The organism is Lentzea roselyniae (assembly GCF_039537795.1).
Taxonomy (GTDB): Bacteria; Actinomycetota; Actinomycetes; order Mycobacteriales; family Pseudonocardiaceae; genus Lentzea; species Lentzea atacamensis.
The window spans coordinates 113534-138112 of record NZ_BAABBE010000023.1 but is presented as its reverse complement, the minus strand read 5'-3'; the positions used below and the strand labels follow the sequence as shown (position 1 = coordinate 138112).

The 24579-nt window shown below is 68.2% G+C and carries 27 protein-coding genes and 1 pseudogene; 9 read left to right on the top strand and 19 right to left on the bottom strand.

The window, feature by feature from the left end; genetic code table 11:
- Window positions 1-131 precede the first annotated feature (131 nt).
- A complete protein-coding gene (locus ABFX45_RS33165) occupies window positions 132-341 on the top strand; it encodes a hypothetical protein (RefSeq protein ID WP_346134274.1) in 210 nt (69 codons plus the stop codon).
- Here ABFX45_RS33165 and ABFX45_RS33160 read toward each other — a convergent pair.
- Window positions 338-1039: an SDR family oxidoreductase gene (locus ABFX45_RS33160; protein WP_109635286.1), complete on the bottom strand. Its 702-nt coding sequence runs from the start codon at window positions 1037-1039 to the stop codon at window positions 338-340. The genes ABFX45_RS33165 and ABFX45_RS33160 overlap by 4 nt on opposite strands.
- On the opposite strand from ABFX45_RS33160, the pseudogene ABFX45_RS33155 reads away from it, so the two are divergent.
- Window positions 959-1995 (top strand): annotated as a pseudogene (locus ABFX45_RS33155) (helix-turn-helix transcriptional regulator). The gene ABFX45_RS33160 and the pseudogene ABFX45_RS33155 sit on opposite strands and share 81 nt — an antisense overlap.
- Here ABFX45_RS33155 and ABFX45_RS33150 read toward each other — a convergent pair.
- Window positions 1910-2668, bottom strand: coding sequence for an enoyl-CoA hydratase-related protein (locus ABFX45_RS33150; protein WP_109634600.1), 759 nt, complete (start codon window positions 2666-2668; stop codon window positions 1910-1912). The pseudogene ABFX45_RS33155 and the gene ABFX45_RS33150 overlap by 86 nt on opposite strands.
- 17 nt (window positions 2669-2685) lie before the next feature.
- Window positions 2686-4680, bottom strand: a complete 1995-nt coding sequence (locus ABFX45_RS33145) for a protein meaA (RefSeq protein ID WP_346134272.1) — start codon at window positions 4678-4680, stop codon at window positions 2686-2688.
- 100 nt (window positions 4681-4780) lie between these two features.
- Here ABFX45_RS33145 and ABFX45_RS33140 point away from each other — a divergent pair, with 100 nt between their 5' ends.
- The gene (locus ABFX45_RS33140) at window positions 4781-5068 is read left to right on the top strand and encodes a hypothetical protein (protein ID WP_346134270.1); all 288 of its coding nucleotides are present in this window, start codon (window positions 4781-4783) and stop codon (window positions 5066-5068) included.
- On the opposite strand, the gene murA is transcribed toward ABFX45_RS33140, so the two are convergent.
- Entirely contained in the window at window positions 5058-6323 is a 1266-nt protein-coding gene (murA, locus tag ABFX45_RS33135; protein ID WP_109634606.1) for a UDP-N-acetylglucosamine 1-carboxyvinyltransferase, read from the bottom strand. The two genes, ABFX45_RS33140 and murA, sit on opposite strands and share 11 nt — an antisense overlap.
- A gap of 35 nt (window positions 6324-6358) precedes the next feature.
- Here murA and ABFX45_RS33130 point away from each other — a divergent pair, with 35 nt between their 5' ends.
- The gene (locus ABFX45_RS33130) at window positions 6359-6931 is read left to right on the top strand and encodes a cob(I)yrinic acid a,c-diamide adenosyltransferase (protein WP_346134267.1); all 573 of its coding nucleotides are present in this window, start codon (window positions 6359-6361) and stop codon (window positions 6929-6931) included.
- Here the strand turns inward: ABFX45_RS33130 and ABFX45_RS33125 are convergent.
- Window positions 6928-7359 carry a DUF2550 domain-containing protein gene (locus tag ABFX45_RS33125; protein ID WP_109634610.1) on the bottom strand — a complete coding sequence of 144 codons (432 nt, stop codon included), beginning with the start codon at window positions 7357-7359 and terminating at the stop codon, window positions 6928-6930. The genes ABFX45_RS33130 and ABFX45_RS33125 overlap by 4 nt on opposite strands.
- A 22-nt stretch (window positions 7360-7381) precedes the next feature.
- Window positions 7382-7738 (bottom strand): F0F1 ATP synthase subunit epsilon, encoded by a 357-nt coding sequence (locus ABFX45_RS33120; RefSeq protein WP_167975791.1) that lies wholly within the window; start codon window positions 7736-7738, stop codon window positions 7382-7384.
- Window positions 7739-7853: 115 nt separating this feature from the next.
- On the opposite strand from ABFX45_RS33120, the gene ABFX45_RS33115 reads away from it, so the two are divergent.
- Window positions 7854-8342, top strand: a complete 489-nt coding sequence (locus ABFX45_RS33115; RefSeq protein ID WP_109634615.1) for a SigE family RNA polymerase sigma factor — start codon at window positions 7854-7856, stop codon at window positions 8340-8342.
- Window positions 8333-9553, top strand: coding sequence for a hypothetical protein (locus tag ABFX45_RS33110; protein ID WP_146231466.1), 1221 nt, complete (start codon window positions 8333-8335; stop codon window positions 9551-9553). The genes ABFX45_RS33115 and ABFX45_RS33110 overlap by 10 nt, the downstream gene beginning before the upstream one ends.
- Here ABFX45_RS33110 and ABFX45_RS33105 read toward each other — a convergent pair.
- From ABFX45_RS33105 to ABFX45_RS33045, 13 genes are all read right to left on the bottom strand, one after another.
- Window positions 9550-11280, bottom strand: a complete 1731-nt coding sequence (locus ABFX45_RS33105) for an ABC transporter ATP-binding protein (protein WP_346134264.1) — start codon at window positions 11278-11280, stop codon at window positions 9550-9552. The genes ABFX45_RS33110 and ABFX45_RS33105 overlap by 4 nt on opposite strands.
- On the bottom strand, window positions 11277-12806 hold the full coding sequence (locus tag ABFX45_RS33100; RefSeq protein WP_346134262.1) for an ABC transporter transmembrane domain-containing protein: 1530 nt from the start codon (window positions 12804-12806) through the stop codon (window positions 11277-11279). Before ABFX45_RS33100 ends, ABFX45_RS33105 begins: the two co-directional genes overlap by 4 nt.
- A gap of 15 nt (window positions 12807-12821) precedes the next feature.
- Window positions 12822-13988: an MFS transporter gene (locus tag ABFX45_RS33095; protein ID WP_346134260.1), complete on the bottom strand. Its 1167-nt coding sequence runs from the start codon at window positions 13986-13988 to the stop codon at window positions 12822-12824.
- 177 nt (window positions 13989-14165) lie between these two features.
- On the bottom strand, window positions 14166-15602 hold the full coding sequence (atpD, locus tag ABFX45_RS33090; protein WP_346134258.1) for a F0F1 ATP synthase subunit beta: 1437 nt from the start codon (window positions 15600-15602) through the stop codon (window positions 14166-14168).
- Window positions 15595-16509 carry a F0F1 ATP synthase subunit gamma gene (locus ABFX45_RS33085; RefSeq protein ID WP_109634626.1) on the bottom strand — a complete coding sequence of 305 codons (915 nt, stop codon included), beginning with the start codon at window positions 16507-16509 and terminating at the stop codon, window positions 15595-15597. Before ABFX45_RS33085 ends, atpD begins: the two co-directional genes overlap by 8 nt.
- Before the next feature lie 8 nt (window positions 16510-16517).
- Window positions 16518-18164, bottom strand: a complete 1647-nt coding sequence (gene atpA, locus ABFX45_RS33080) for a F0F1 ATP synthase subunit alpha (protein ID WP_109634628.1) — start codon at window positions 18162-18164, stop codon at window positions 16518-16520.
- A 46-nt stretch (window positions 18165-18210) separates the two neighbouring features.
- Entirely contained in the window at window positions 18211-19041 is an 831-nt protein-coding gene (locus ABFX45_RS33075; protein ID WP_109634631.1) for a F0F1 ATP synthase subunit delta, read from the bottom strand.
- A gap of 3 nt (window positions 19042-19044) precedes the next feature.
- The gene (locus ABFX45_RS33070; protein ID WP_109634634.1) at window positions 19045-19590 is read right to left on the bottom strand and encodes a F0F1 ATP synthase subunit B; all 546 of its coding nucleotides are present in this window, start codon (window positions 19588-19590) and stop codon (window positions 19045-19047) included.
- A 31-nt stretch (window positions 19591-19621) separates the two neighbouring features.
- Window positions 19622-19867, bottom strand: coding sequence for an ATP synthase subunit c family protein (locus tag ABFX45_RS33065; protein WP_109634636.1), 246 nt, complete (start codon window positions 19865-19867; stop codon window positions 19622-19624).
- Window positions 19868-19931: 64 nt separating this feature from the next.
- On the bottom strand, window positions 19932-20708 hold the full coding sequence (gene atpB / locus ABFX45_RS33060) for a F0F1 ATP synthase subunit A (RefSeq protein ID WP_170154837.1): 777 nt from the start codon (window positions 20706-20708) through the stop codon (window positions 19932-19934).
- Between the two features lie 150 nt (window positions 20709-20858).
- Window positions 20859-21314 (bottom strand): Cg1360 family ATP-synthase-associated protein, encoded by a 456-nt coding sequence (locus ABFX45_RS33055; protein ID WP_109634639.1) that lies wholly within the window; start codon window positions 21312-21314, stop codon window positions 20859-20861.
- Window positions 21315-21402: 88 nt separating this feature from the next.
- Window positions 21403-22542 carry a glycosyltransferase family 4 protein gene (locus ABFX45_RS33050; protein WP_109634642.1) on the bottom strand — a complete coding sequence of 380 codons (1140 nt, stop codon included), beginning with the start codon at window positions 22540-22542 and terminating at the stop codon, window positions 21403-21405.
- Window positions 22543-22623: 81 nt separating this feature from the next.
- Complete coding sequence (locus ABFX45_RS33045; protein ID WP_109634644.1) at window positions 22624-23274, bottom strand: L-threonylcarbamoyladenylate synthase; 651 nt, start codon at window positions 23272-23274, stop codon at window positions 22624-22626.
- A 285-nt stretch (window positions 23275-23559) separates the two neighbouring features.
- Here ABFX45_RS33045 and ABFX45_RS33040 point away from each other — a divergent pair, with 285 nt between their 5' ends.
- From ABFX45_RS33040 to ABFX45_RS33030, 3 genes are all read left to right on the top strand, one after another.
- Entirely contained in the window at window positions 23560-23700 is a 141-nt protein-coding gene (locus ABFX45_RS33040) for a hypothetical protein (protein WP_346134253.1), read from the top strand.
- Window positions 23701-23799: 99 nt separating this feature from the next.
- The gene (locus tag ABFX45_RS33035) at window positions 23800-24315 is read left to right on the top strand and encodes a hypothetical protein (protein WP_346134251.1); all 516 of its coding nucleotides are present in this window, start codon (window positions 23800-23802) and stop codon (window positions 24313-24315) included.
- Complete coding sequence (locus tag ABFX45_RS33030) at window positions 24312-24503, top strand: Scr1 family TA system antitoxin-like transcriptional regulator (RefSeq protein ID WP_109634650.1); 192 nt, start codon at window positions 24312-24314, stop codon at window positions 24501-24503. The genes ABFX45_RS33035 and ABFX45_RS33030 overlap by 4 nt, the downstream gene beginning before the upstream one ends.
- The last annotated feature ends 76 nt before the right edge of the window (window positions 24504-24579 follow it).

Sequence of the window (24579 nt, the reverse complement as noted above, 5' to 3'; positions counted from 1 at the left end):
CGCAACTGGTCGCTCTGGTCCGAGCCGGCGCCCGCTTCGAGAACGGCACACTCGTCGAACGACCCGACGAACACGCACCACCCACCGCAGCATAAAGATCTTCATCCACAGGTCTTGACTATTGCTCGGGCGTGACCGGCCACCCCTGGGTGATCGTGTCGATCGCGCTCACCACCGCCGCCGCGTTCCTGCTCGCCCTCAAGATCCTGCCCGGCCAGGAGAAGGCGATCAAAACCAGGGACGTCAAGCACCTGGCCGTGTACACCGGGATCTTCAACCTGCTCTGGGCCACCGTGACCGTGCTGATGATCCTCAGGCCGGGGTCGACGACCGGCGCCTAGCCCTGCTGGGCGACGGGCCGCACCACGATCTCGTTCACGTCGACCTCCGCGGGCTGCGAGATCGCGTAGGCGATGGCGTCACCGATCGCCGACGCCGGCAGCGCGACCTTGCGGAAGTCCTCCATCAACGACGACGCGTACTCCTCGGTGATGGTGTCCGCCAGCTCGGACTCCGTGACACCGGGCGAGATCACGGTGACCCGCAGGTCGTCGCGCTCCTGTCGCAGTCCCTCCGACAACGCCCACACCGCGTACTTCGTCGCGCAGTACACGGCGGCGGTCGGCATGACCATGTGCGCACCGACCGAGGCCACGTTCACGACGTGACCGCCAGACCTGAACAGCGGCAGCACGGCGGCAATGCCGTTCAGCACACCGCGAATGTTCACGTCGACCATGCGGTCCCACTCGTCGACCTTCAAGGAGTCCAGGAGGGACAACGGCATCACGCCCGCGTTGTTCACCAACACGTCGACTCGTCCGTAGCGAGACACAGCAGCATCCACAAAGGACTGGAAGGACTCCCGCGAGGTCACGTCCAACGGCGCGTGGGCACCGCCGATCTCCTCGGCCAGCGCGGCCAGCCTGTCCTCCCGGCGCGCCCCGAGGAACACCTGATGCCCTGCAGCGGCCAGGACGCGGGCCGTGGCCTCACCGATACCGCTGGAAGCTCCACTGATCAACACAACTTTGCTCATGGACACCACGATGGCCAGCCCGAACAGCGCCAACCAGGGCACCTTCTGCCTAGGTGTGGCACACCTGGGCAATGCACACGCGAGGCGAATAACCTCGTGGACGTGCTCGGCGAGTTCCTGAAAGCCCACCGCGCCCGCGTCAACCCGGAGGACGCGGGCCTGCCCAGCCACACCCAGCGCAAGGTCAAAGGCCTCAGACGAGAAGAGGTCGCCGTCCTGGCCGGTGTGAGCGCCGACTACTACGCCCGCCTGGAGCAGGGCCGCGAGACCAACCCGTCAGCCCAGGTCCTCGACGCGCTCAGCCGCGCCCTCAGACTCGACACCGACGCTCGCGCCCACCTGCACCGGCTCGCCGGAGTCGTCGCCGAGGAGGGCCACGAGACCCAGGTCGTCAGCCCGGAGCTGCGGCGGCTCATCAGCGGCATGCACGACATGCCGGCGTTCGTGATGAACTCGCTGCTGGACATCCTCGCCACGAACGCGCTGGCCGACGCCCTGTACGAACCGTTCACGCCGCCGACAACGCCGCCAGGATGACGTTCCTGGACCCGGCCGCCACGAGCTTCTACCCGCGCTGGCAGTGGGTCGCGCAGAGCACCGTCGCGCACCTGCGGCAAACGGCCGACCCGAAGTCGCAGCGCCTCAGGCACATGGTCGCCGAGCTCAACCAGCACCCGGTGTTCAGGGAGCTGTGGGAACAGCACGAGGTGCGCGGGAAGACCCAGGACGCCAAGGAGTTCGTGCATCCCGCCGTCGGCCCGCTCAAGCTGAACTACCACTCGTTCGACGTCCGCGAGGCACCCGGCCAGTACCTGGTGATCTACCAGGCCGAGCCGGGCCCGAACGCGGACGCCCTCAGGCTGCTCGCGACTAGTCGGGCCACACGGGCGACCGCTTCTCCAGGAACGACGCCCGCCCCTCTTTGGCTGACGGGGACTGCGAAGTCTCGGCCATGACGGCCAGCGCGATGTCGTACGCCTCCGCCTCTGGCCGATCCAGCTGCGCGTAGATCGTCCGCTTGCCCACCGCCTTCGACGCCCGGCTCCCCCGCGTGGCCCGCGCCAGCAGCTCGTCCACGGCGGCGTCCAGCTCCCCAGCGGGCACAGCGCGGTTGATCAGGCCCCACTCGACGGCGGTCGCGGCGTCCACCACATCGCCGGTGAGCACCATCTCCATCAACCGCTTGCGCCCGACCGACCGCGCGACGGGCACCGCGGGCGTGTGGCAGAACCACCCGGCTTTACCCCCGGGCAGGGCGAAACCGGCGTCCAGCGACGCCACCGCGAGATCGCACGAGGCCACCAGCTGACACCCGGCAGCCGTCGCCAGACCCTGCACGCGTGCGATCACCACCTGCGGCACGGACTGGATGGTCTTCATCAGCACCGTGCACAGCTCCAGCAGCTGCCGCACGCCGTCTTCGTCACGGGCGTGCACGTCCGCGAAGTCGTGCCCAGCGCTGAACACCGGGCCGTCGGCGGCCAGCACAATGCCGGCCGCGTCCGAAGAACCGGCCTCGCGGAACGCCTCCAGCAGCTCCGTGAGGTGCTCGGCGGACAGCGCGTTGCGCCGGGCCACCCGATTCATCGTGATGCGGACAACCGAGCCCTCACGCGCAACGTCGACCATTCCGCGAATCTAAGGCTCTAGCGCAAAGAACGCACCTCACGGATCACGGTGACGATCTCGTCCATGATCTCGGTCAGTTCGTAGTCCTTGGGCGTGAACACCCGCGCCACCCCCCGGTCCCGCAGCTTCGCGGCGTCGTCCGGTGGGATGATGCCGCCGACGATCACCGGGATGTCCCCGGCACCGGCGGCACGCAGGCCGTCGACCACCGCGGGCACCACCTCGAGGTGCGAGCCGGACAGGATCGACAGGCCCACGACGTGCACGTCCTCCTGCACGGCCGCGGACACGATCTGCGACGGCGTCAGGCGGATGCCCTGGTAGACGACCTCGAAGCCGACGTCGCGCGCCCGCACGGCGACCTGCTCGGCGCCGTTGGAGTGACCGTCGAGGCCCGGCTTGCCGACCAGCATGCGCAGCCGCTCGCCGATCTCCTCGCCGGTCGCGCGGACGCGGTCGCGCACGCGGGCGATCTCCGAGCCCGCCTCGCCCGACGCCGAGGCGCCGGAAACACCGGTGGGCGCGCGGTATTCGCCGAACGTCTCACGCAGCGCCTGCGACCACTCACCGGTCGTCACGCCGGCGCGCGCACAGGCCAGCGTCACCTCGACCAGGTTCTGGTCCGTCTTCGCGGCTTCGCGCAGTGCGTCCAAAGCCTCGGCGACAGCAGCGTTGTCACGAGAGGCCCGCCACTGCTGGATCGCCTCGACGGCGTGCATCTCGACGACCGGGTCGATGGTCTCGATCGCGTTGGCGCCCTCTGCCTGCAGCGGCGACGGCTCGGTGGTGTCGAACTTGTTGACACCGACGACGATCTCCTCGCCGGACTCGACCCGGCGGCGCCGGTCGGCCAGCGACGAGACCAGCTGCGACTTCATGTAGCCGGACTCGACGGCCGCGACGGCTCCACCCATCGCCTGCACGCGGTCGATCTCCTCACGCGCGCCGGCCAGGATGTCGTTGACCTTGGCCTCGATCACCGGCGAGCCGTCGAAGATGTCCTCGTACTCGAGCAGATCCGTCTCGTAGGCGAGCACCTGCTGCATGCGCAGTGCCCACTGCTGGTCCCACGGGCGCGGCAGGCCGAGCGCCTCGTTCCACGCCGGCAGCTGGATCGCGCGGGCACGAGCGTTGCGCGACAACGAGACCGCGAGCATCTCCAGCACGATGCGCTGGACGTTGTTCTCCGGCTGCGCCTCGGTCAGACCGAGCGAGTTGACCTGCACGCCGTAGCGGAACCGGCGGTGCTTCGGGTTCTCGACGCCGTAGCGCTCCAGCGTGATCTCGTCCCAGAGCTGGGCGAACGCACGCATCTTGCACATCTCCTCGATGAAGCGCACACCGGCGTTCACGAAGAAGGAGATGCGGGCGACGACGTCACCGAACTTCTCCTGCGGCACCTGACCCGAGTCGCGCACCGAGTCCAGGACGGCGATCGCCGTGCACATCGCGTACGCGACCTCCTGCGCCGGCGTCGCGCCGACCTCCTGGAGGTGGTAGCTGCAGATGTTGATCGGGTTCCACTTCGGGACGTTCGACACGGTCCACGCGACCATGTCGGTGATCAGCCGCAGCGACGGTCCCGGCGGGAACACGTAAGTGCCGCGGGACAGGTACTCCTTGATGATGTCGTTCTGCGTCGTGCCGGCCAGCGCCGACCGGTCCGCGCCCTGGTCCTCCGCCACGGTGACGTACAGCGCGAGCAGCCACATGGCCGTCGCGTTGATCGTCATCGACGTGTTGGCACTGCTGAGCGGGATCTGGTCGAAGAGCTGGCGCATGTCGCCGATGTGGCTGATCGGCACGCCGACCTTGCCGACCTCGCCCTTGGCGAGCTCGTCGTCGGGGTCGTAGCCGGTCTGCGTCGGCAGGTCGAACGCCACCGAGAGGCCCGTCTGCCCCTTGGCGAGGTTCCGCCGGTAGAGCGCGTTGGAAGCCGCAGCCGAGGAGTGACCCGCGTACGTGCGCATCACCCAGGGGCGGTCGCGTTCACGGTCAGCTGGGTACGGCACAGCAACCTCCCACAAGTCGTTGTCCGGAGCGTACTGGCCGGTAACCACTGCCGCGCGTGCGATTGCTCACTGAATCGAGACCACGGAGCATGATTGGAGGGTGACGGCGATCTACCAGACAGTGGTCGTGTTCGGGGTGGTCGGACTGCTGGCCCTCGCGTTGCGGTACTTCGTCGGCAACGACAACCGGCCCGTGCCGGATCTGGAGGGCACGGACTTCGGGTTGCTGAGCGAGGTGGCGATCGTGCCCACGGAGGAGGCCGCGAACGTCCTCGTGCGGAAGCTGAAGGCGAACGGGGTGCGTGCCACGCGTTCGCGGAACGCGCCGTACCGGGTGATGGTGTTCCCGGCGGACGTCGCGAACGCGCGGCTGGTGCTCAGGAGCTGACGCGCTCCACGTCTGCGCCGAGCTTGCGGAGGTTTTCCACGAACCCGGGGTAACCACGTTCGATGTGGAAGATCTCGTAGACCTCGGTGGCCCCGTCCGCGCACAGACCGGCGAGGACGAGCCCCGCACCAGCGCGGATGTCCGAAGCCCACACCGGGGCGCTGGACAGCTGCTCGACGCCGCGGATCACCGCGTGGTGACCGTCCGTGCGCGCGTCGGCCCCGAGCCTGATCATCTCGTCGATGAACCGGAACCGCGCCTCGAACAGGTTCTCGGTGATCATCGCGGTGCCCTCGGAGACCGCGGACAGCGCGATCGCGAACGGCTGGTTGTCCGTGGCGAAACCGGGGTACGGCAGCGTCACGAAGTCGACCGCCTTCGGGCGGCCCTCCATGACGACGCGGAAGCCCTCGTCCTCACCCTCGTAGACGGTCACCTCGGCGCCCGCCATCCGCAGCTTCTCCAGCACCAGGTCGAGGTGATGCGGGTTGACGCCGCGCACCCGCACGTCGCCCCGCGTCATGGCGGCGGCGAACCCCCACGTGGCGCCGACGATCCGGTCACCGATGACACGGTGCTCGGTCGGCTTGAGCTCCTCGACCCCGTGGACGGTGAGCGTGGACGTGCCGGCGCCCTCGATCCGCGCGCCCATCTGCGTCAGCATCAGGCAGAGGTCGACGATCTCCGGCTCGCGCGCGGCGTTGTCGATGACCGTCGTGCCGTTGGCCAGCACGGCCGCCATCAGGATGTTCTCGGTGGCACCCATGCTCGGGAAGTCGAGCCAGATCTGCGCGCCGTGCAGCCCTTCGGCCTCGGCGACGATGCAACCGTGCTCGATCCAGGTCTTGGCGCCGAGCTTCTCCAGACCGCTCTGGTGCATGTCGAGCGGCCGCGACCCGATCGCGTCACCGCCCGGCAGCGCCACGACCGCGCGCTTGCACCGGCCGACCAGCGGCCCCAGCACGCAGATGCTCGCCCGCAGCTTGCCCATCGCCTCGGAGTCGGCGTGGTAGCTCAGCTCGGACGGGGTGGTGATCCTCGCCACGTCGTCCTCGAGCTCGACCTCGCACCCGAGGCTGCGCAACGCGTCCGCCATCAGCGGCACGTCGAGGATGTCCGGGCAGTTGGTGAGGGTCGTTGTCCCTTCAGCGAGCAGAGCTGCAGCCATCAGCTTGAGGACGCTGTTCTTGGCGCCGACGACATCAACTTCGCCGACCAGTCGTGCGCCACCGTGTACCCGGAAATGCTCGCTCACGCGGCAATCCTACGGACGGCCATAGAGTGCCGTTTATGGCGGTACATCTCACCAAGATCTACACGCGGGTCGGCGACGACGGCACGACCGGGCTCGGCGACTTCTCCCGCGTCCCCAAGACCGATCCGCGCATCGAGGCGTACGCGGACGTCGACGAGACCAACGCGGCCCTCGGCGTGGCCCTGGCGCTCGGGCAGCTCGCGCAGGACGTCCACGACGTCGTGCGCAAGTTGCAGAACGACCTGTTCGACGTCGGAGCGGACCTGTGCACGCCGATCGTGCCGGACCCGAAGTACCCGCCGCTGCGCATCACCCAGGCCTACGTCGACCGCCTGGAGGGGTACTGCGACACCTTCAACGAGCGGCTGGGCAAGCTCGACTCGTTCATCCTGAACGGCGGCACACCGGGCGCGGCTCTGCTGCACCAGGCGCGCACGATCGCACGCAGGGCGGAACGGCGTGCCTGGGCGCTGATCGAGGCCGACGAGGAGCACACGAACGTGCTCACGGCGAAGTACCTGAACCGGCTGTCAGACCTGCTGTTCATCCTGGCCCGCGTCGCGAACCCGGACGGTGACGTGCTCTGGCAGCCTGGAGGCAATGCCTAGGAGGCCCAGGGAATGCTGCGGCCCGGAGGCGCTGACTCCAACCAGGACAGAAATCCTGTCAGCGCGTCCGGGCCCATCGCGATCTCGACCTCACCCGAGGCGGAGCGGCAACGCAGCACCGTGGCCCCGACCGGCATGGCGTACGCCTCCGGCCCCGTCGGCTCACGACGCGCGTCGATCTCGAGTCCGTCTCTGGAAATCAGCTGGTCCGGGCCGGACCCGAGCGAGAGCACCCGGAACCAGGCGAACTTGTCGCCCCGGTAGTGCCCCACGCCCAGATGCCAGCCACGGCCACGATCGTCGAACTGACTGCGCAGCGCGACGTGCACGCCACCCTCACGCAGCAGCCGGATGCGGCGCCAGGCGAAGTAGGCGATGACGACCGCCACCCCAAGAAGGATCAGTCCGGCAATCTCGGTGATCCCCACGGCTGCGCCCTCGCGCCCGGTCTCAGGCCGACTGTTCCACGGCCCGCACGCGCGCTGCCGCACGTGCGCGCTCGGCGTCATCCGCGTCCTGCAGCGCCGACCGCGCCGCGTCCACGTCGATCTCGCCCGCGAGCTCGGCGTCCTCGGCGAGAATCGAGACGCCGGTGCCGGTCACGGAGAGGAAGCCACCGTGCACCGCGGCGGTGACCAGTGCCCCGTCCGTCGTGCGGACGCGCACCACGCCACCCTCGACCAGCTGGCCGAGAACAGGCTCGTGACCGGGCAGGATGCCGATCTCGCCCTCGGTCGTCTGCGCCGATACAGAGGTGGCCTTGCCGGACCACAGGCGGCGTTCAACGGCGACCAGTTCAACGGTCATCTCGGCCACGCGTATCTCCCTCGTCGTCTGGAGTCGAACTGAGTCTAAACGGTCGCCCGACAACCTTGCCGACCCGCCCGGTGTCAGTACCTTCGACAACCGCCGAAGGGGGGACATGCAGGACTTCGAGGACTTCGTGGCGTTGCGTTCACAGCCACTGTTGCGCACCGCTTACCTGCTGTGCGGCGGTGACAAAGGCGCCGCCGAGGACATTCTGCAGGACGTCCTCATGAGCATGTACGGCAAGTGGCGCCGAATCAGAACCTCTCCGGAGGCCTATGCGCGCACCGCGCTGGCCAACGCCGCGGCCAATCGCTGGCGACGGCGTTCCCGCAAGCCGGAGGCACCGTTGGAACTGGGGGCGGTGCCTGCGTCTCGCGGGCACGAACAGCAGGTCGTGGACGCGGACAGCGTGGTGCGCGCGTTGGCGCAGCTGCCGAGGAAGATGCGCGCGGTTCTGGTGCTGAGGTTCTTCGACGACCTCAGCGAGGCCGAGACCGCCCGCACGCTCGGCTGCGGCGTCGGCACGGTGAAGAGCCAGACCTCGCGCGGCCTCGCCCGCATGCGGGAGCTGATGGGTGAGCAGGTGCTGACGTGGAACTGAAGGAAGCAATGGAGGCCGCGACAGCAGAACTGGACGTGCGGCCGGGATTCGTGGGGGACGTGATGGCCGGTGCGCGACGACGACACACGCGCAAGCTGCTCGCCGTGACAGCTGCTTTGGCACTGCTCGCAGGCGTGACGGCGGGAGTGGTGCTGACCCGCTCCCCCTCCCCGGAACCGTTCGCGGCCGCGGACGCACGCCTGACCGCGGCGACGAGCGGTGACCTGGCAGGGCACACCGAGTACATCCGGCAGGTGCTCGCCGCGTGGAACGGGAAGCGTCCGACCCGCGACTTCGTGACCGAGATCTCACCGGACGCGCACGTGTTCTGGGCGGCGAACACCCCGGACGGGCCGGCGTCGCTGGTCGCGCAGTCGGTGCGGGTCGGTCATGCGGCAGAACCGCAGACCCTGGTGGGCCTGGTGCGCGGAGTCGACGTGGTCGACCAGGAGCTCGTCTACAAGGGGGCCGGAGAGCAGGGCATCTACCGCATCGACGAAGGCGAAGGCGAGGCGACGTACGTGGTGCTGGGCCTCGGGGAGCGGGTCTTCTGGTCCGCCAACCCCGTGCGCGGACCTGACCTGAAGTACTCGCGCACGTGGCAGGAGGCCGAACTCCACGACGGGGTGGCCGTCGTGCGCGCCAAGCCGGCGGAGAAGCCCGTCTTCGTGCGCACGGACATCACGCCCGCCGACGGCGACTTCACCCGCGTCGGTGTGCGGATCACCCCGCGCGAGGAGTCCGGGCGGCAGAAGGCGATGGTGCCGCATCCCGGACTCGGCTGGACGGACGTGATGTGGGCCTCCGCCAGGCAGGAGCCCGCCAAGCCCGGCCAGAGCCAGGACAAGCTGGTGTCCGAGGACGTCTGGCGGCGGGGCTACGTGGACTACGGCACGGAGTGGACGCTCTGGGAGGTTCGGGCCTGGCTCCCCGACGGCCGGTTCGCGGTGGTGACCGAGGCGAACGGGGGGCTGGTCGGCGCTCTCTACCAGCCGGACGGCACGTTCGACCGCGCGCTGACGGGCAGCCTCGCGGCGAAGGGCACGCCCGTACCGGTACGGCTGGTGTTGCCGGACGGCCAGGGCACGCTCCTCGCCGACCGCAACACGTTGCTCGGGCCAGAGGAACGCGAGCACGCGTGGCTGGCGCCGCCCGGCACCACGCAGGTGGCCGTGATGCGCAACGGCGACACGACAACTGTGCCGCTCTAACCGCCGTGCCACGACCGCCAGAGCGTCGCGTAGGTGCCGTCTCTGGCCACCAGGTCGTCGTGTGACCCCAGCTCCACGACGCGACCCGCGTCGACGACCGCGATCCGGTCGGCGTCACGCGCGGTCTGCAACCGGTGCGCGATCGCGATCACCGTGCGACTTTCCCGCACGGCCGCGATCGCGCGCTCGGTGTGCCTGGCCGTGGCCGGGTCGAGTGAGGACGTCGCCTCGTCCAGCACCAGCGTGTGCGGGTCGGCGACCTCGACCCGTGCGAGCGCGAGTTGTTGTGCCTGCGCGGGATCGAGCTCCAGCCCGCCCGCGCCGAGCTTCGTGTCCAGCCCTTCCGGCAGTTCGTCGAACCACTGCGCCTCAACGGTGCGCAGGGCTTCGACCAACCGCTCGTCCGGTGCGTCCGGGGCGGCCATCGCCAAGTTCTCCCGCAACGTCCCGATGAACACGTGATGCTCCTGCGTCACGAGCACGACCTGCTGCTCGCCCGCGGCCACGAGATCCGCGACCGGCACCCCGCCGACGAGCACCGCCCCCTCGGCCGGCCGGTCGACGCCCGCGATCAGCCTGCCCAGGGTCGACTTGCCCGCACCGGACACCCCGACGATCGCGAGCCGTTCTCCCGGCTGCACAACGAGATCCACGCCGTGCAGGACCTCATGCCCGTCCACATAGGAGTAATGAGCCCCGCGCACCTCGATGCGGTCGTCGACCGGTACTCCCACCGCCGGAACGGGTTCCGCGTCGGCCCCGATCCCCTCTATCCGGGCGAACGACGCGCTGCCCCGCTGCAGGAACTCGATCCAGAACAGAATGCGGTCCATCGGCTCCCCCAGCCGCCACACCCACAGTGCGCCGGTGACGACGACCTCGATGCCGACGCCGTCGGCCGCGTACACCAGGCCACCGATGAGCAGCACCAACGCGGTCGGCAGGGTGTTCACGAAGCTGGTCACCGGGAACAGCACGTTGCGCAGCCGCAACGTCCGCAGCCGCGCCCGGTACGAACGCGCGATGGTGTCGTCCGCCGCGGCCACCATCCGGTCACGCAGCCCGTAGGTCTCGATGGTCCGGCTGCCCTCACCGACCGCGGCGGAAATCTCCGCCACGTCACCGTTGACCTCGCTCTCCGCGAGGTACGCGTCGCGCGCACGTGCCAGGTACCAGCGAAGCACCCACACGGTGAACGGCGCCCCGACGAGCGTCACCAGACCCAGCAGCGGATCCAGCAGGAACATCGCCACGAACACCACGACGATGTGCACGACGCCGGTGAACACCTCGGGCACGCTGTCCCGCAACGCCTGCCCGACCGTGCCGACATCGCTCGTCACACGGGTGAGCAGATCGCCGGTGCTCAGCCGGTCCACCACCCGTGCCGGCAAGGTCAGCGAACGCGTCACGGCCTCCTCGCGCAGCGAGGCCAGAAACCGTTCGCCAAGGCGTGCCGCCTGCAAAGCGCTGTACCGCACCAGCAACAGGTGTGCGACAGCCGCACCGAACACACCCAGCGCGAACAGGTCCACAGTGGACAGCGTGAGCCCACCGTCCTTCACGCCACCCACGATCTTGCCGAGCAGGTACGGCCCGACGAGCCCGGCCAGCGCCGTCAGCACCGTGAGCACGAGAACCGCGGTCAGAGCCCGCCGTTCACCCCGCATCAACCTCACGGCCGCCCGCCGCACCTCGCGCCGGTCCGCGATCGGCAGCCGGTTCATCGGCTCTCCTCCAGTTCCCCCTGCACACCGGAGGGATCCAGGTGCACCACCCGATCCGCCTGCCCCACCCACAACGGCGACGACGACACGACGACGGTGGTCCGCCCGAACCGCGCCTCCTTGACCCGCTTGACCACAGCCGCCTCGGTGACCGTGTCCAACGCCGAGGTGGGCTCCACCAACACCAGCAGGTCCGGCTCGCTCAACAACGCCCGCACCAGCCTGAGCCGCTGCCGCTGCCCGCCGGACACGTTGCGCCCCTGCGCTTCCAGCCGCGAGTCGAGCCCGTCCGGCAAGGCCTCCACGACATCCACCGCGGCCGCCGCCCACACCGCCTGCTCGAGGTCGATCTCGTCGTGCTCGGCCACCGACACCGCCTCGCGCACGGTCCCCCGGAACAAGTAGTCGTCGTTGTCCGCCACCACCCCCGGCAACCGCTCGACGGCGTCCCGCGCCAGCGTGGAGTTCGCCGACACCACAACCGTCAGCACACCGTCCTGCACCGCCAACGGCTCTCCCGCGGCACCGGCCTCCGGCCGCAACCTGAGCACGTCGATCACCCGCCGCGCCGACACCAGCGCCCGCGGAATCGCGTCGGCGCCTTCCATGAAGAAGCTGACGGGCACGATCAACGTCGTGACGTACAGGTACACCGCGAGCATCTCGGGAACCGTGATCGCCCCGGTCACCGCCATCCGCGCCACGATCCACGTGACCACCGCGAGAAACAGCGAAGGCAACCCCCAGGTCAACGCCTGCACCCAGCTCAACCAGCCGGAAACCCGGTAGCCGTCCTTCAGCACCGCACGGGACATCGCCCTGAAGCGCTCCTCGAACGCCGGCTTGCCCCCGATCCCGGACAGCACCCGCAGCCCGGCCACGATGTCCCCGGCCCGCGACGTCAGTTCCCCCTGGCTGTGCCGGTACCCGGCCTCCACCGCGTGCAGCCGCCGCATCACCGGCCCGGTGACCAGCGCCAGCACCGGCACACCGAGCAGCACCACCACCGCGACGAGCACCGAGATCCGCACGAGCAGCACGGCAGTGACCGCGTACGCGATCACGGCACCCACTCCGGGCCCGGTGCTGGTGAGCGCGTGCGCGATCCGCGCCGTGTCCCCGTTCTGCAGGTAGGTCAGCTCACCGGTGGACAGCCTCCGCCGCACCACACCACCAAGTGCGGTGACGTGCCGAACAACAACCTGCGCCGTCCTCAGCGAGGCGTCGGTGCGCACGAGCGTCATCGTGCGATGCCTGGCCACTCCGAGGAGCGCCAGCACCCCGGCCACCACGACGAGCGCCACGCACCACCACACCAACGCGGTGCGGCTCCCACCCCGAAGCCCTTCTTCGATGGCCCTGGCGATGAGGTACGGCGGCAAGATCAACCCGCACATCCACAGCGACCCCCAGCACGCCCCGGCAAGCACCCGCCAGCGCTGCATCTCGACCAGCCACCAGAGGTACCGCCAGGGCGATCGGGTGTCCGGTGTGCCCGGATCGTCGTGCGGCGCATGTCGGGACATAACCCGACTGTGCCATCACCGCGTGTGCTGCACGACCGTTTTGGACGGCATCCCCACGGCGAGCACACCCACGGCCCCGAGCACCGCCACCAGCGCAAACGCGTAGAACCCCCACGGATGCGCCAGCCCGGCCGTCAACAACGCCCCACCGAGCAACGGCCCGCTGATGGCCCCCAGCCGCCCGATCCCAGCGGCCCACCCGATTCCGGTGGCCCGGTTCTCCTCGTAGACCCGCCCCGCATACGCGTACACGAGCACCTGCGCGCTGAACACGAAACACCCGGCCAGCAACACGGCCACGTAGATGCTCTGCCCCGGCAGCTTGATGCTGAGCAGGGCCAGGAACACCACAGCACCCGCGAACCACCCGATGGCCGCCGGCCTGACCCCGATCCGGTCAGCCACCGTGCCGGCGATCAGAAGCCCGACCACCGCACCGATGTTGAGCGTCAGAAGCAGGGCGAGCGCCGTGCCGAGCTCGTACCCAGCGCTGCGCATGATCTGCGGCAACCAGGTGTTGAGCCCGTACACGAGCAACAGGCCCATGAACGACGCCATCCAGAACGCCAGCGTCGCCTTCCGCAGCCCGGGCTTGAACAGCGAGCCGACCGCCTCCCGCGCGGGCGCCTTGCGAGCCACGGTCTCCGGCAGGTGCTTGACCATCAAGGGGACCAGCACCAACGCGGGCAACGCCCCGACCACGAACAGCGACCGCCATCCGAGCTGCGGAATGAGCACGATTCCCAGCAGCGCCGTGATGACAGCACCCACGTGGTACCCGGTCATGATCAGCGTGGTGGCGCGCCCGCCCTGCTGGGGCCGAGCCTCGTTCACCAACGCGATGGCCGTGGGCAGGCACCCGCCAAGCCCGAGCCCCGCGAGAAACCTGAACACCCCGAACGTCGTGGCGTCCTGCGCCACCGCACAGGCCAGGGTGAACACCGAGAACGCGGCCACCGCCCAGATCATCACCTTGCGCCGCCCGATGACGTCGGTGATGGTGCCGATGATGAGCGCTCCCAGCATCATCCCGACCAGACCTGCCGTGGACACCGCACTGGCCGACGCCGTGGTGAACAGCTTCTCCTGCAACAGCACCGGGATCACCGTGCCGAGCACGACCAGATCGAAGCCGTCGAGCAGGACGGCCGTCCAGCACAGCGGCAACACCCACTTGTTCACGAGCTCTCCTCCTCGTCGAGGCACTGCCTGAGATGCCGTGCATCGTCCGGCGATACAACAGAAGGAGGGGAGAGTGCATTTCCACTGAATGGAAACCTGACGACACTCGACAGGAAACGCCAGAAGGGCCGTCCCTCCACAGAGGAGGAACGGCCCTTCGGAAAGCCCAGAGCTAGCTCAGTTGCCGGCCAGCTTCTTGGCGTTGGCCTCGACGTCGTCCAACCCGCCGCAGGAGAAGAACGCCTGCTCCGGGTAGTGGTCGAACTCGCCCTTGCAGACCCGGTCGAACGCCTCGACCGTCTCCTTGATCGGCACGAACGACCCCTTCTGACCGGTGAACTTCTCCGCGACGAAGAAGTTCTGGCCGAGGAAGCGCTCGAGACGACGCGCACGACCGACGAGGACCTTGTCCTCTTCAGACAGCTCGTCCATACCGAGGATGGCGATGATGTCCTGCAGCTCCTTGTACTTCTGCAGGATCCGCTTCACCTCCTGCGCGACCCGGTAGTGCTCGTCGCCCACGATCGACGGCTCGAGGATTCGAGACGACGACGACAGCGGGTCGACGGCCGGGTAGATGCCCTTCTGGGAGATCGGACGGGAAAGCTCCGTCGTCGCGTCCAGGTGGGCGAAGGTGGTCGCCGGGGCGGGGTCGGTGTAGTCGTCCGCGGGCACGTAGATGGCCTGCAGCGAGGTGATCGACTTACCGCGCGTCGAGGTGATGCGCTCCTGGAGCTCACCCATCTCGTCGGCCAGCGTCGGCTGGTAACCCACGGCGGAAGGCATGCGGCCCAGCAGGGTCGACACCTCGGAACCCGCCTGGGTGAAGCGGAAGATGTTGTCGATGAAGAACAGCACGTCCTGGCCCTGCACGTCGCGGAAGTACTCCGCCATCGTGAGAGCGGACAGGGCGACGCGCATACGCGTGCCGGGCGGCTCGTCCATCTGACCGAAGACGAGGGCGGTGTCCTGGAGGACCTCCATCTCCTCCATCTCCAGCAGCAGGTCCGTACCCTCACGGGTGCGCTCACCGACGCCGGCGAAGACCGAGGTACCGGAGAACTCACGCGCGATACGCGTGATCATCTCCTGGATCAGAACGGTCTTGCCGACACCCGCGCCGCCGAACAGGCCGATCTTGCCGCCCTTGACGTACGGGGTGAGGAGGTCGATGACCTTGATGCCGGTCTCGAGGATCTCGGTCTTGCCCTCGAGCTGGTCGAACGACGGAGCCTTGCGGTGGATGCCCCACTGCTCGCCGTCGCGGCCGAGGCCGGGCTCGTCGAGGCAGTCACCGAGGGCGTTGAACACGTGGCCCTTGACGACGTCACCGACCGGCACGGAGATGGCCTTGCCGGTGTCGGTCACGGTGGCACCGCGAACCAGACCGTCGGTCGGCTGCATCGAGATGGTGCGGACGAGGTTGTCGCCGAGGTGCTGCGCGACCTCGAGGGTCAGCGTCTTGGCGACGGCCTCGAACGTGATGTCCACGTTCAGGGCGTTGAACAGCTCGGGCACGGCCTCGCGCGGGAACTCCACGTCGACGACCGCACCGATCACCCGGACCACACGGCCGGTGCGGGTGGTGGTGGCAGTAGCACTCATGTCACTCATCACTTCCTGCGCCACCGGTAAGCGCGGCAGCGCCACCGACGATCTCGCTGATCTCCTGGGTGATCTGGGCCTGACGGGCCGAGTTCGCCGCCCGGCTGAGGTTCCGGACCAGCTCCGTCGCGTTGTCCGTCGCGGCCTTCATGGCCGTACGACGAGCCGCCGACTCCGAAGCCGCAGCCTCCAGCATGGCGGAGAACAGACGCGTCTTCACGTACTTGGGCAGCATCGCACCGAGCAGCGCCTCCGCGCTGGGCTCGAAGTCGTACACCGCGCGCGGGCCCTTGGGGGCCTCGCCCGTGTACTCGACCTCCATCGGCGCGATCCGCCTGGCGGTCGGCGTCTGGCTGAGCATGGACTTGAACTCGGTGTACACGACGTGGATCTCGTCCACGCCCTCCGCGCCGTCCTCCGTGCCCTCCAGGAACGCCTGCACCAGCGCGTCACCGGCCTCGACGGCGTTGACGTAGTGCGGGGTCTGCGAGAACCCGCTCCACACGCCGGCGACCGCGCGACGGCGGAACTGGTAGTAGCCCTGACCCTTGCGGCCGGTCACGTACAGCACCGGCTCCTTGCCCTCGGACCGGAGCAGCTGGATCAGCTGCTCGGCGGCCTTGAGGACGTTGGCGTTGTAACCGCCGCACATGCCCTTGTCGCTCGTGATCACCAGCACCGCGGCGCGCTTCGGGTTCTCACGCTCCGACAGCAGCGGGTGGTCGAGGTTCGCCGAGGCCTCGGCCAACGCGGAGAGCACGTTCGTGATCTCGTCCGCGTACGGCCGGGAGGCCGCGACCCTGGTCTGCGCCTTCGCGAGGCGAGACGTCGCGATGAGCTCGTAGGCCTTCGTGATCTTCTTGGTCGAGTTGACCGTTCGGATCCGTTGGCGAAGCTCCCGAATCTGTGCGCCCATGGCTCAGATCACTTCTTGGTCGGCTCGGGCTTGTGCAGCTTCACCGACTCCTGAGCGACCTTGTCGGCGTCCATGGCCTTCTCGGGCGCCTCGTTGACGATCGTCGTGCCGTCCGAAGCGGTGAACTGCTTCTTGAACTCGGCCACGGCGTCAGCGATGCGCTTCTGGGCGTCGTCACCGAACTGCTTGGTCTCGACGATGCCCGCGAGCACGTCCGCGTGGTTGCGGCGCAGCGAGTCCTTGAACTCGGCGACGAACCGGCGGATGTCGCCGACGGGGACGTCGTCCAGGTGGCCCTTGGTCGCGGCGAAGATCTCGACGACCTGCTCCTCGACGGGCACCGGGGAGTACTGGCCCTGCTTGAGCAGCTCGACCAGACGAGCACCGCGGTCCAGCTGGGCGCGCGAGGCGGCGTCGAGGTCGGACGCGAACGCGGAGAAGGCCTCCAGCTCGCGGAACTGCGACAGGTCGAGACGCAGCGAGCCCGCGACCTGCTTCATCGCCTTGATCTGCGCGGCACCACCGACGCGGGAAACGGAGATACCCACGTTGACGGCCGGGCGGACACCGGCGTTGAACAGGTCGGACTCGAGGAAGCACTGACCGTCGGTGATCGAGATGACGTTGGTCGGGATGTACGCCGACACGTCGTTCGCCTTGGTCTCGATGATCGGGAGACCCGTCATCGAGCCGCCGCCCATCTCGTCCGACAGCTTCGCGCAACGCTCGAGGAGACGCGAGTGCAAGTAGAAGACGTCGCCGGGGTACGCCTCGCGGCCCGGCGGGCGGCGCAGCAGCAGCGAGATCGCGCGGTACGCCTCGGCCTGCTTGGTCAGGTCGTCGAAGATGATCAGGACGTGCTTGCCCTGGTACATCCAGTGCTGGCCGATGGCGGAGCCGGTGTACGGCGCCAGCCACTTGAAGCCGGCCGAGTCAGAAGCGGGGGCGGCGACGATCGTCGTGTACTCGAGTGCGCCCGCCTCCTCCAGCGCGGTCTTGACGCCCGCGATGGTGGAGCCCTTCTGGCCGATGGCGACGTAGACGCAGCGGACCTGCTGCTTGGGGTCGCCCGACTCCCAGGCCTTCTTCTGGTTGATGATCGTGTCGATGCAGACCGCGGTCTTGCCGGTCTTGCGGTCACCGATGATCAGCTGGCGCTGGCCGCGACCGATCGGGGTCATCGCGTCGATCGCCTTGATGCCGGTCTGCATCGGCTCGGACACCGGCTGACGCTGCAGCACGGACGCGGCCTGAAGCTCGAGCGCGCGGTTGTCGTCCGCGACGATGTCGCCGAGACCGTCGATCGGCTGGCCCAGCGGGTTGACGACGCGACCGAGGAAGCCGTCGCCGACCGGCACGGACAGGACCTTGCCCGTCCGGCGGACCTCCTGGCCTTCTTCGATCTTGTCGAAGTCACCGAGGATGACCGCACCGATCTCGCGGACCTCGAGGTTCAGGGCGACGCCGAGGACGCCACCGGGGAACTCGAGCAGCTCGTTGGTCATCGTGCCCGGGAGGCCCTCGACGATGGCGATGCCGTCGTAGGTCTCGGCGACGACACCAACCTCTTCCCGGCTGACCTCCGGGGAGTAGCTCGAGACGTACTTCTCGATCGCACTGCGGATCTCGTCCGACGAGATCGTCAGCTCCGCCATGTCGTTCCTGCTCTCACTTCTTCGTTCTTGGGAAAGGGCTCGGGGGCTAGCTGGCGAGATTGCGGCGCAGAGCCGCCAACCGGCCGGCGATGCTTCCGTCGATGATCTCGTCGCCGATCTTGATCGTGAGGCCGCCGGCCAGGGCCGGGTCGACCTCGACGTGCAGCGCGATCGGGCGCGAGTAGATCGTGGTCAGCGTCGCGGTCAAGCGGTCGATCTGCTCCGCGGTCAGCTCCACCGCGGACCGGACGTGCGCGACAGAACGCTGACGGCGCTTGGCCGCCAGGTCGGCGAGCTCGGCCAGGCCGTCCGCCACGCGCATGCCGCGCGGGTTGCGGACCAGCTGGTCCACCAGCTTCTTGGTGACCGAGCTGACCTTTCCCTCGATCAGGGAGTCGACCAGCGCGACCTTGCCGTCAACGGCACCCGCGGGATCCCCCAGCAGGCGCTCGAGGTCGTGCGAACCCGCCACGATGCGGCCGAGCCGGAACAGCTCGTCCTCCACCGAGTCGAGCTCGCCGCCGCGCTCGGCGCGCACCAGCAGCGTGGTGCGGGCGAGCGACTCGACACCGTCGACGAACTCACGCGGGCTGGACCAGCGAGCGGTCACGACGGCGACCAGCACCTGCAGGGTCGCATCGCTCACCTTGCCCGCGAACAGGCCGCGGACGAACTGCTCACGACCGGCGGGCTCCGACGACGCGTCGGCGAGGGCGCGGCGCAGCGCGGCCTGCTCGATCAGCAGGTCCAGCACGGCGAACAGCTCGTCGCCCAGCTTGACCTGCTCGTCCGCCGACGCGGCGTCGGCCAGCTCCAGCAGCCGCAGTTCCGCGGCTGCCAGAGCTTCACGACTTGCGGCATGCAGCGTCATTGGCAGCCTCTACTTGCTCGCCGGCGCCGCGACGGCGTCCAGCTCGTTGAGGAAGCGGTCGACGGTGCCGCGGCGGCGGGCTTCGTCCTCGAGGGACTCGCCCACGACCTTGCTCGCCAGCTCAACCGCAGTGCGACCGAGGTCGGCACGCAGCTCCGCGACGATCTGGGCGCGCTGCGCGTCCAGCTGGTGCTGGCCCTGCGCCACGATGCGCGCGGACTCGGCCTGCGCCTGCTCGCGCAGCTCCTCGATGATCTGCAGGCCCTCGGCCCGCGCGTCGTCGCGGATGCGCGCGGCCTCGGCGCGAGCCTCGGCCAGCTGCTCCTTGTACTGCTCGAGCGTGCGCTGAGCCTCGGCCTGAGCCTGCTCCGCCTTCTCGATGCCACCCTCGATCTTGGCCGTCCGCTCCGCGTACAGCGCCTCGAAGCGCGGCGACACGAACTTCTTGATGACGAAGAAGAGGAGCAGGAACGCGACGAGACCGAGGATGATCTCCGAGGTGTGCGGGATGACCGGGTTGACCGGTCCTTCCGCAGCCAGGATGAGGGTGTCCATCACGGGTTCTCCTAACGCGATCAGGATTCGGTCAGGCAGTCGCGATGAAGTAGACGACGAAGCCGATCAGCGCGAGGACCTCGACGATGGCGAACGTGGTCCACGCGAGACCGAGCAGAACGCCGCGGGCCTCGGGCTGGCGGGCGGTGCCGCTGATGACCGAGGAGAAGATCAGACCCACACCGATGCCGGGGCCGATGGCCGCGAGGCCGTAGCCGATCGCAGCAAGACCCGGGTTGATGTCTCCGGCCTGGGCAAGAACGACGGAAGCGCTCACTGTTGCTGTTCCCTTTCCAACTCGGTCCGCGAGTGTTCGCGGATCGGAGGCTTTGTGCTGTAACTCAGTGCTCTTCTGCCAGCGCCATGCCGATGTAGCTGGCAGACAGCAGCGCGAAGATGTAGGCCTGCAGGCACATGATCAGTGCCTCCAGGAAGGTCAGCGCGATGGCGAAGGCGAAGGACACCGGCGCCACGATGACGGTCAGCCCGCCGTTCAGCAGCAGGAACTCACCGGCCAGGGTGAACACCAGCAGCAGGAGGTGCCCCGCGAACATGGCCGCGAAAACTCGGATCGCGAGCGTGAGCGGGTTCAGAATGAACTTCTGGAAGAACTCGATCGGAATCAGCAGCGGGAGCACGAACCACGGCGCGCCCGGCGGAACCGTCTGGTGCTTCAAGTAACCCACGAAGCCGTGCCGCTTGAACCCGACGAAGTGGTACACCGGGTAAACAACGAGCAACGAAACGGCGAGCGGGAAGCCGATGTGCGACATCGTCGGGAACTGGATGAGCGGGATGAGCCCGAACAGGTTGTTCACGAGGATGAAGGTGAAGATCGTGAGGATCAGCGGGATGAACGGCTTGAAGTCCTTCGCGCCGATCTGCTCCCTGGCAATGTTGTTGCGCCCGAAGTCGTAAACCGACTCGGCGGCGAACTGGAACTTGCCGGGGATGAGCTTCAGGTTGCGGCTCGCGGCGAGGAAGAAGGCCGCGATGATCACGATCGACAGCACCAGCAGGACCATCGGCTTCGTGACCCCGCCGAAGATCGGCGGGAGGAAGAAGTCCTTCACACCGGGAGCGACGAACTCGCCCCCCGAAGCCAGCAACTTGGTCACTGTGTTCCTTCCGGTTCTCCCGGCCGGCGTTCACTCCGCCGGGGGAATCGTCACGATCTGGACTTAACGTACCTTACGGTTCGCAAGCGACTACGAGAGGCACCCCTTCGATCGGGTGTCCCTGGTCAGCGCGGACCATATCAGCAGGTCTCAGGTGCCTTCGGAGGCGGGGACCACCATCTGGCTACGGCTGCGCTTGGAAGCTCTGGCCTCCAGGAACGACGTCACGAGCACAGTCGCCACCAGGGTGATTCCGAGTGCCTTGGGTTCGAGCCACGACTGGTTGCGCAGCAAGATCACAGCGAGTAGCAGCACGATCAGCTTGCCCATGAATCCGCCGAGTGCGGCGACCATCACGAACATGGGATCGAGCGCCGCGGTCTTGCGCATCAACAACAGCGTCGCGAGGCTCGAGCCGATGGCGATCGCACCACCGATCAATGACCCGACGAGACCAGCGGTCCCCCAGATCACAGTTGACACGGCGACGCCGAGGACAAACGTGCCGAGCGCGGCCCAGGCAGCCGCGCGGAACATTTCCCCGGCGAGCCGCTGGACGGTCAGCTCGTGCGTGACGGCCTTGACTGCATCGTTGCTGCCGCTCATGCACTGAAGTGTAGGAACTCACTCGCGCCGCCCGGCGGGCAGCCCGGGTTAACGCCGGTTAAGCGGGTCCAAACAAGATGAACGCCGTTTACGGCTTGCGGGCGTCCCTGAGCCGCGGGATCACCGAAACCACGAACGTCACGATCAGCCCGATGACGAAGCAGGTCGCCACGATGATCGGGTCGAACAACGTGAGCGCCACCGCGCCGAACGCGAGCACGCCCGCCCACAAGTAGATGAGCAGCACCGCGCGCCGCTGCGAGTGCCCGATCTCCAGCAACCGGTGGTGCAGGTGCATCTTGTCCGGCGAGAACGGGCTTTCCCCGCGCCGGGTGCGGCGGATGATCGCCATGAGCAGGTCGAGCAGCGGCACGAAGAGCACGGCGGCGACGACGATCAGCGGCGACAGCAGACCGAGCAGGTCGGCAGCGCTGCCGGTCGCCTGGTTGATCTTGCCGGACGCGCTGGTCGTGGCGGCGGCGAGCATGAGCCCGATGAGCATCGAGCCCGAGTCGCCCATGAAGATGCGCGCGGGGTTGAAGTTGTGCGGCAGGAACCCGAGGCAAGCACCGGCGAGCGCGGCGGCGATCAGCGCGGGCGGGTAGGCCTCGACCGCACCCTGCCGCTCGACGAGCAGGCCGATCGAAAACGCGCACGTGGCCGCCGCGGCGATGAGCCCGATGCCGGCGGCGAGCCCGTCCAGTCCGTCGACGAAGTTCATCGCGTTGATCATCGTGACCGCGAGCAGCACGGTCAGCAGCGCACCCTGGTTCTGGTCCAGCGAGATCGTCGCGCCGCCGTCCCACGGCACCCACGCGATCATCCACTGCAGACCGAACAACACGAGGATGCCCGCCGCCGTCACCTGCCCGGCGAGCTTGGTGAGCGAGTCGAGCTCGAACCTGTCGTCAATCGCACCCACGAGCACGATGACGCCACCCGCGACGATGACACCCCACGGGTCGTTGGAGAAGTCGAACGCCGCCCGCAGCACCGGCAGTTGGTGCGCCACGAACATGCCGCACAGCACGCCGCCGTAGATGGCAACACCACCCATGCGCGGCATGGGCTGCACGTGCACGTCGCGTTGCCGCGGATAAGCCACCGCCCCGAGCCGGAACGCCATCGCGCGCACCAGACCGACCAGCAGGAACGTCACCACGGCAGCGATCAACGCGACGAGCAGGTACTCGCGCACGGGAAGGACGAACGAGTATGCGGGCCCCACGGGCCTACCAATCAATCGGGAGTGGTTCGGGGTGCTCGCCACGGTACCCGCGGCGACATGATCAATTCTGGCAGCCGCCGCTCATCGCGCGACGTCGACCTCGATCCCCAGCACCTCGTTGACCTCTTCCCTGCTCACCGCACCCTCACGCAGGATGAGCGCGTCGGCCCCGGTGAGATCCACGATGGTCGAGGCGATGTTCTCCCCGCTCAACCCGCCGTCGAGGTAGACGGGCACCGCGTCCCCGAGCTGGTCCCGCGCCTCCTGCGCACTGGAGGCCGGCGCGTGCCCGGTCTTGTTGGCACTGGACACGGCCATGGGCCCGACGTCCCGCAGGAGCTCCAGCGCGACGGGGTGCAACGGCATCCGCAGCATCACCGTCCCGCGCGTCTGCCCGAGGTCCCACGCCAAACTCGGCGCGTGCGGCAGCACGATGCTCAGCCCGCCCGGCCAGAACGCCTCGATGAGCGCCCTCGCCTGCCTGGGCACGCTGAGAACCAGCCCGTCGATCGTGGTCCAGGACCCGACCAGCACCGGCACGGGCATGTCAGGCCCACGCCCCTTGGCCTCGAGAAGACTCCGGACCGCTTCAGCGTCAAACGCGTCGCAGCCGATCCCGTAAACGGTGTCGGTGGGCAGGACGACAAGGCGCCCGCTCCGCACCGCACCGGCCGCGGCGGCGAGACCCGCCGCGCGGTTGCTCGGTTCGCTGCAGTCGTAGACCGTGCTCACCCTGGCAAGCCTAGCCAGCCGCCTCCGATCGGTTTTGCCAGGGCGGCAAACCTTCCCCGGAGGGCAGTGGAACCGGCTTTCTTGACTTCGTGCTCTGCCCACATCCTGTGACCGCCGTGTTCGGCACATTCGAGCCACCTGACCGGTTGAACGCCATCTGCCGGTTGTGCCTCAACGCGTGGTCCGCCGACACCATGCCGATGGACCTCTTGGAACGGCTGGTCGCACACATCGGTGCCGGGAACTTCCGCCGTGTGGGCCGAGCCTTCGACCCCAGGAGGCCTCATGCAGGAGAAAGACATCGTCACGCTCGGTGAGGAGATCATCGAACGGTCCATGGCCCGGCCCGGCACCGGCCTGGAGAAGGTCGGGGAGTTCGCGCGCGACCTCGGCAACGCCTTGGCCGCGGCCGACGAGAACTGCTGATGCGTTGGTTCCTCGTGCTGCCGTCGCTGGGACTGATCGTGTGCCTGGCCGGGGCCCGCGCCGAAGTTCGGCGGCACACCGATCCACGACGCCTGCTCGGTGATCACGATCGACAGCCTGACCCGGCTGGGCGTCGCGCTGAACCACGACAGGGTCGTGATGCACGACTACCTGGACGGAGACGTCCCACCGGAAGCTGCGGTGAAGACCCAGTTCCATCCGAAGACGTCGCTGACCAGGATGGAGCGCCACCCGGAGTTCGCGCTGCAGGGCGGCATGCCGTGCCTGCACCACAACATCGTGGCCGAAGGCACAGTCAACAAGGCGGAGTACCGCGAACTCGACCTCAAGCTGAACGTGTGGGACAAACCTCGAGCCGCAGCCGCGAATGCCTACTTTTGCGACCCGGCGACCGCCACCCGTCGGACCTCCGGTCGCCGCGTCCCCGTCCGTCGGGACAGGACGGACTTGCCTGGGGAACACCCAGATCGACTGGGTGCTCAACTTCTTGGCGGACAACGGGAACGTGAGTCTGCAGGGTGGTGCCATCGCCACCGGCCCGACCGCCGAACAACGACGCACAGAACTGATGCCCGCAGCGCTACGAGTGCATGAACGTCCGCGGCCTGATCCAACTCCCCGACTACACGCGTGCCTTGATGATCGAATGCGAAATGGTGCCCGCCGATGAGGTTGAGGCACGCATGACGGTCCGCATCCAGAGCCACTCCGTTCTCGACCGGCCAAAGCCACCCCGACTGCTCGCACTCATCGACGAGTGGGTGCGCCGATTGAGAACCTGAAGAGATCGACATCTACGAAACCGCCATCCGGCATCTGGTCCGGGGCGCACTACCTGCGGAAGAATCGGTGCGGATG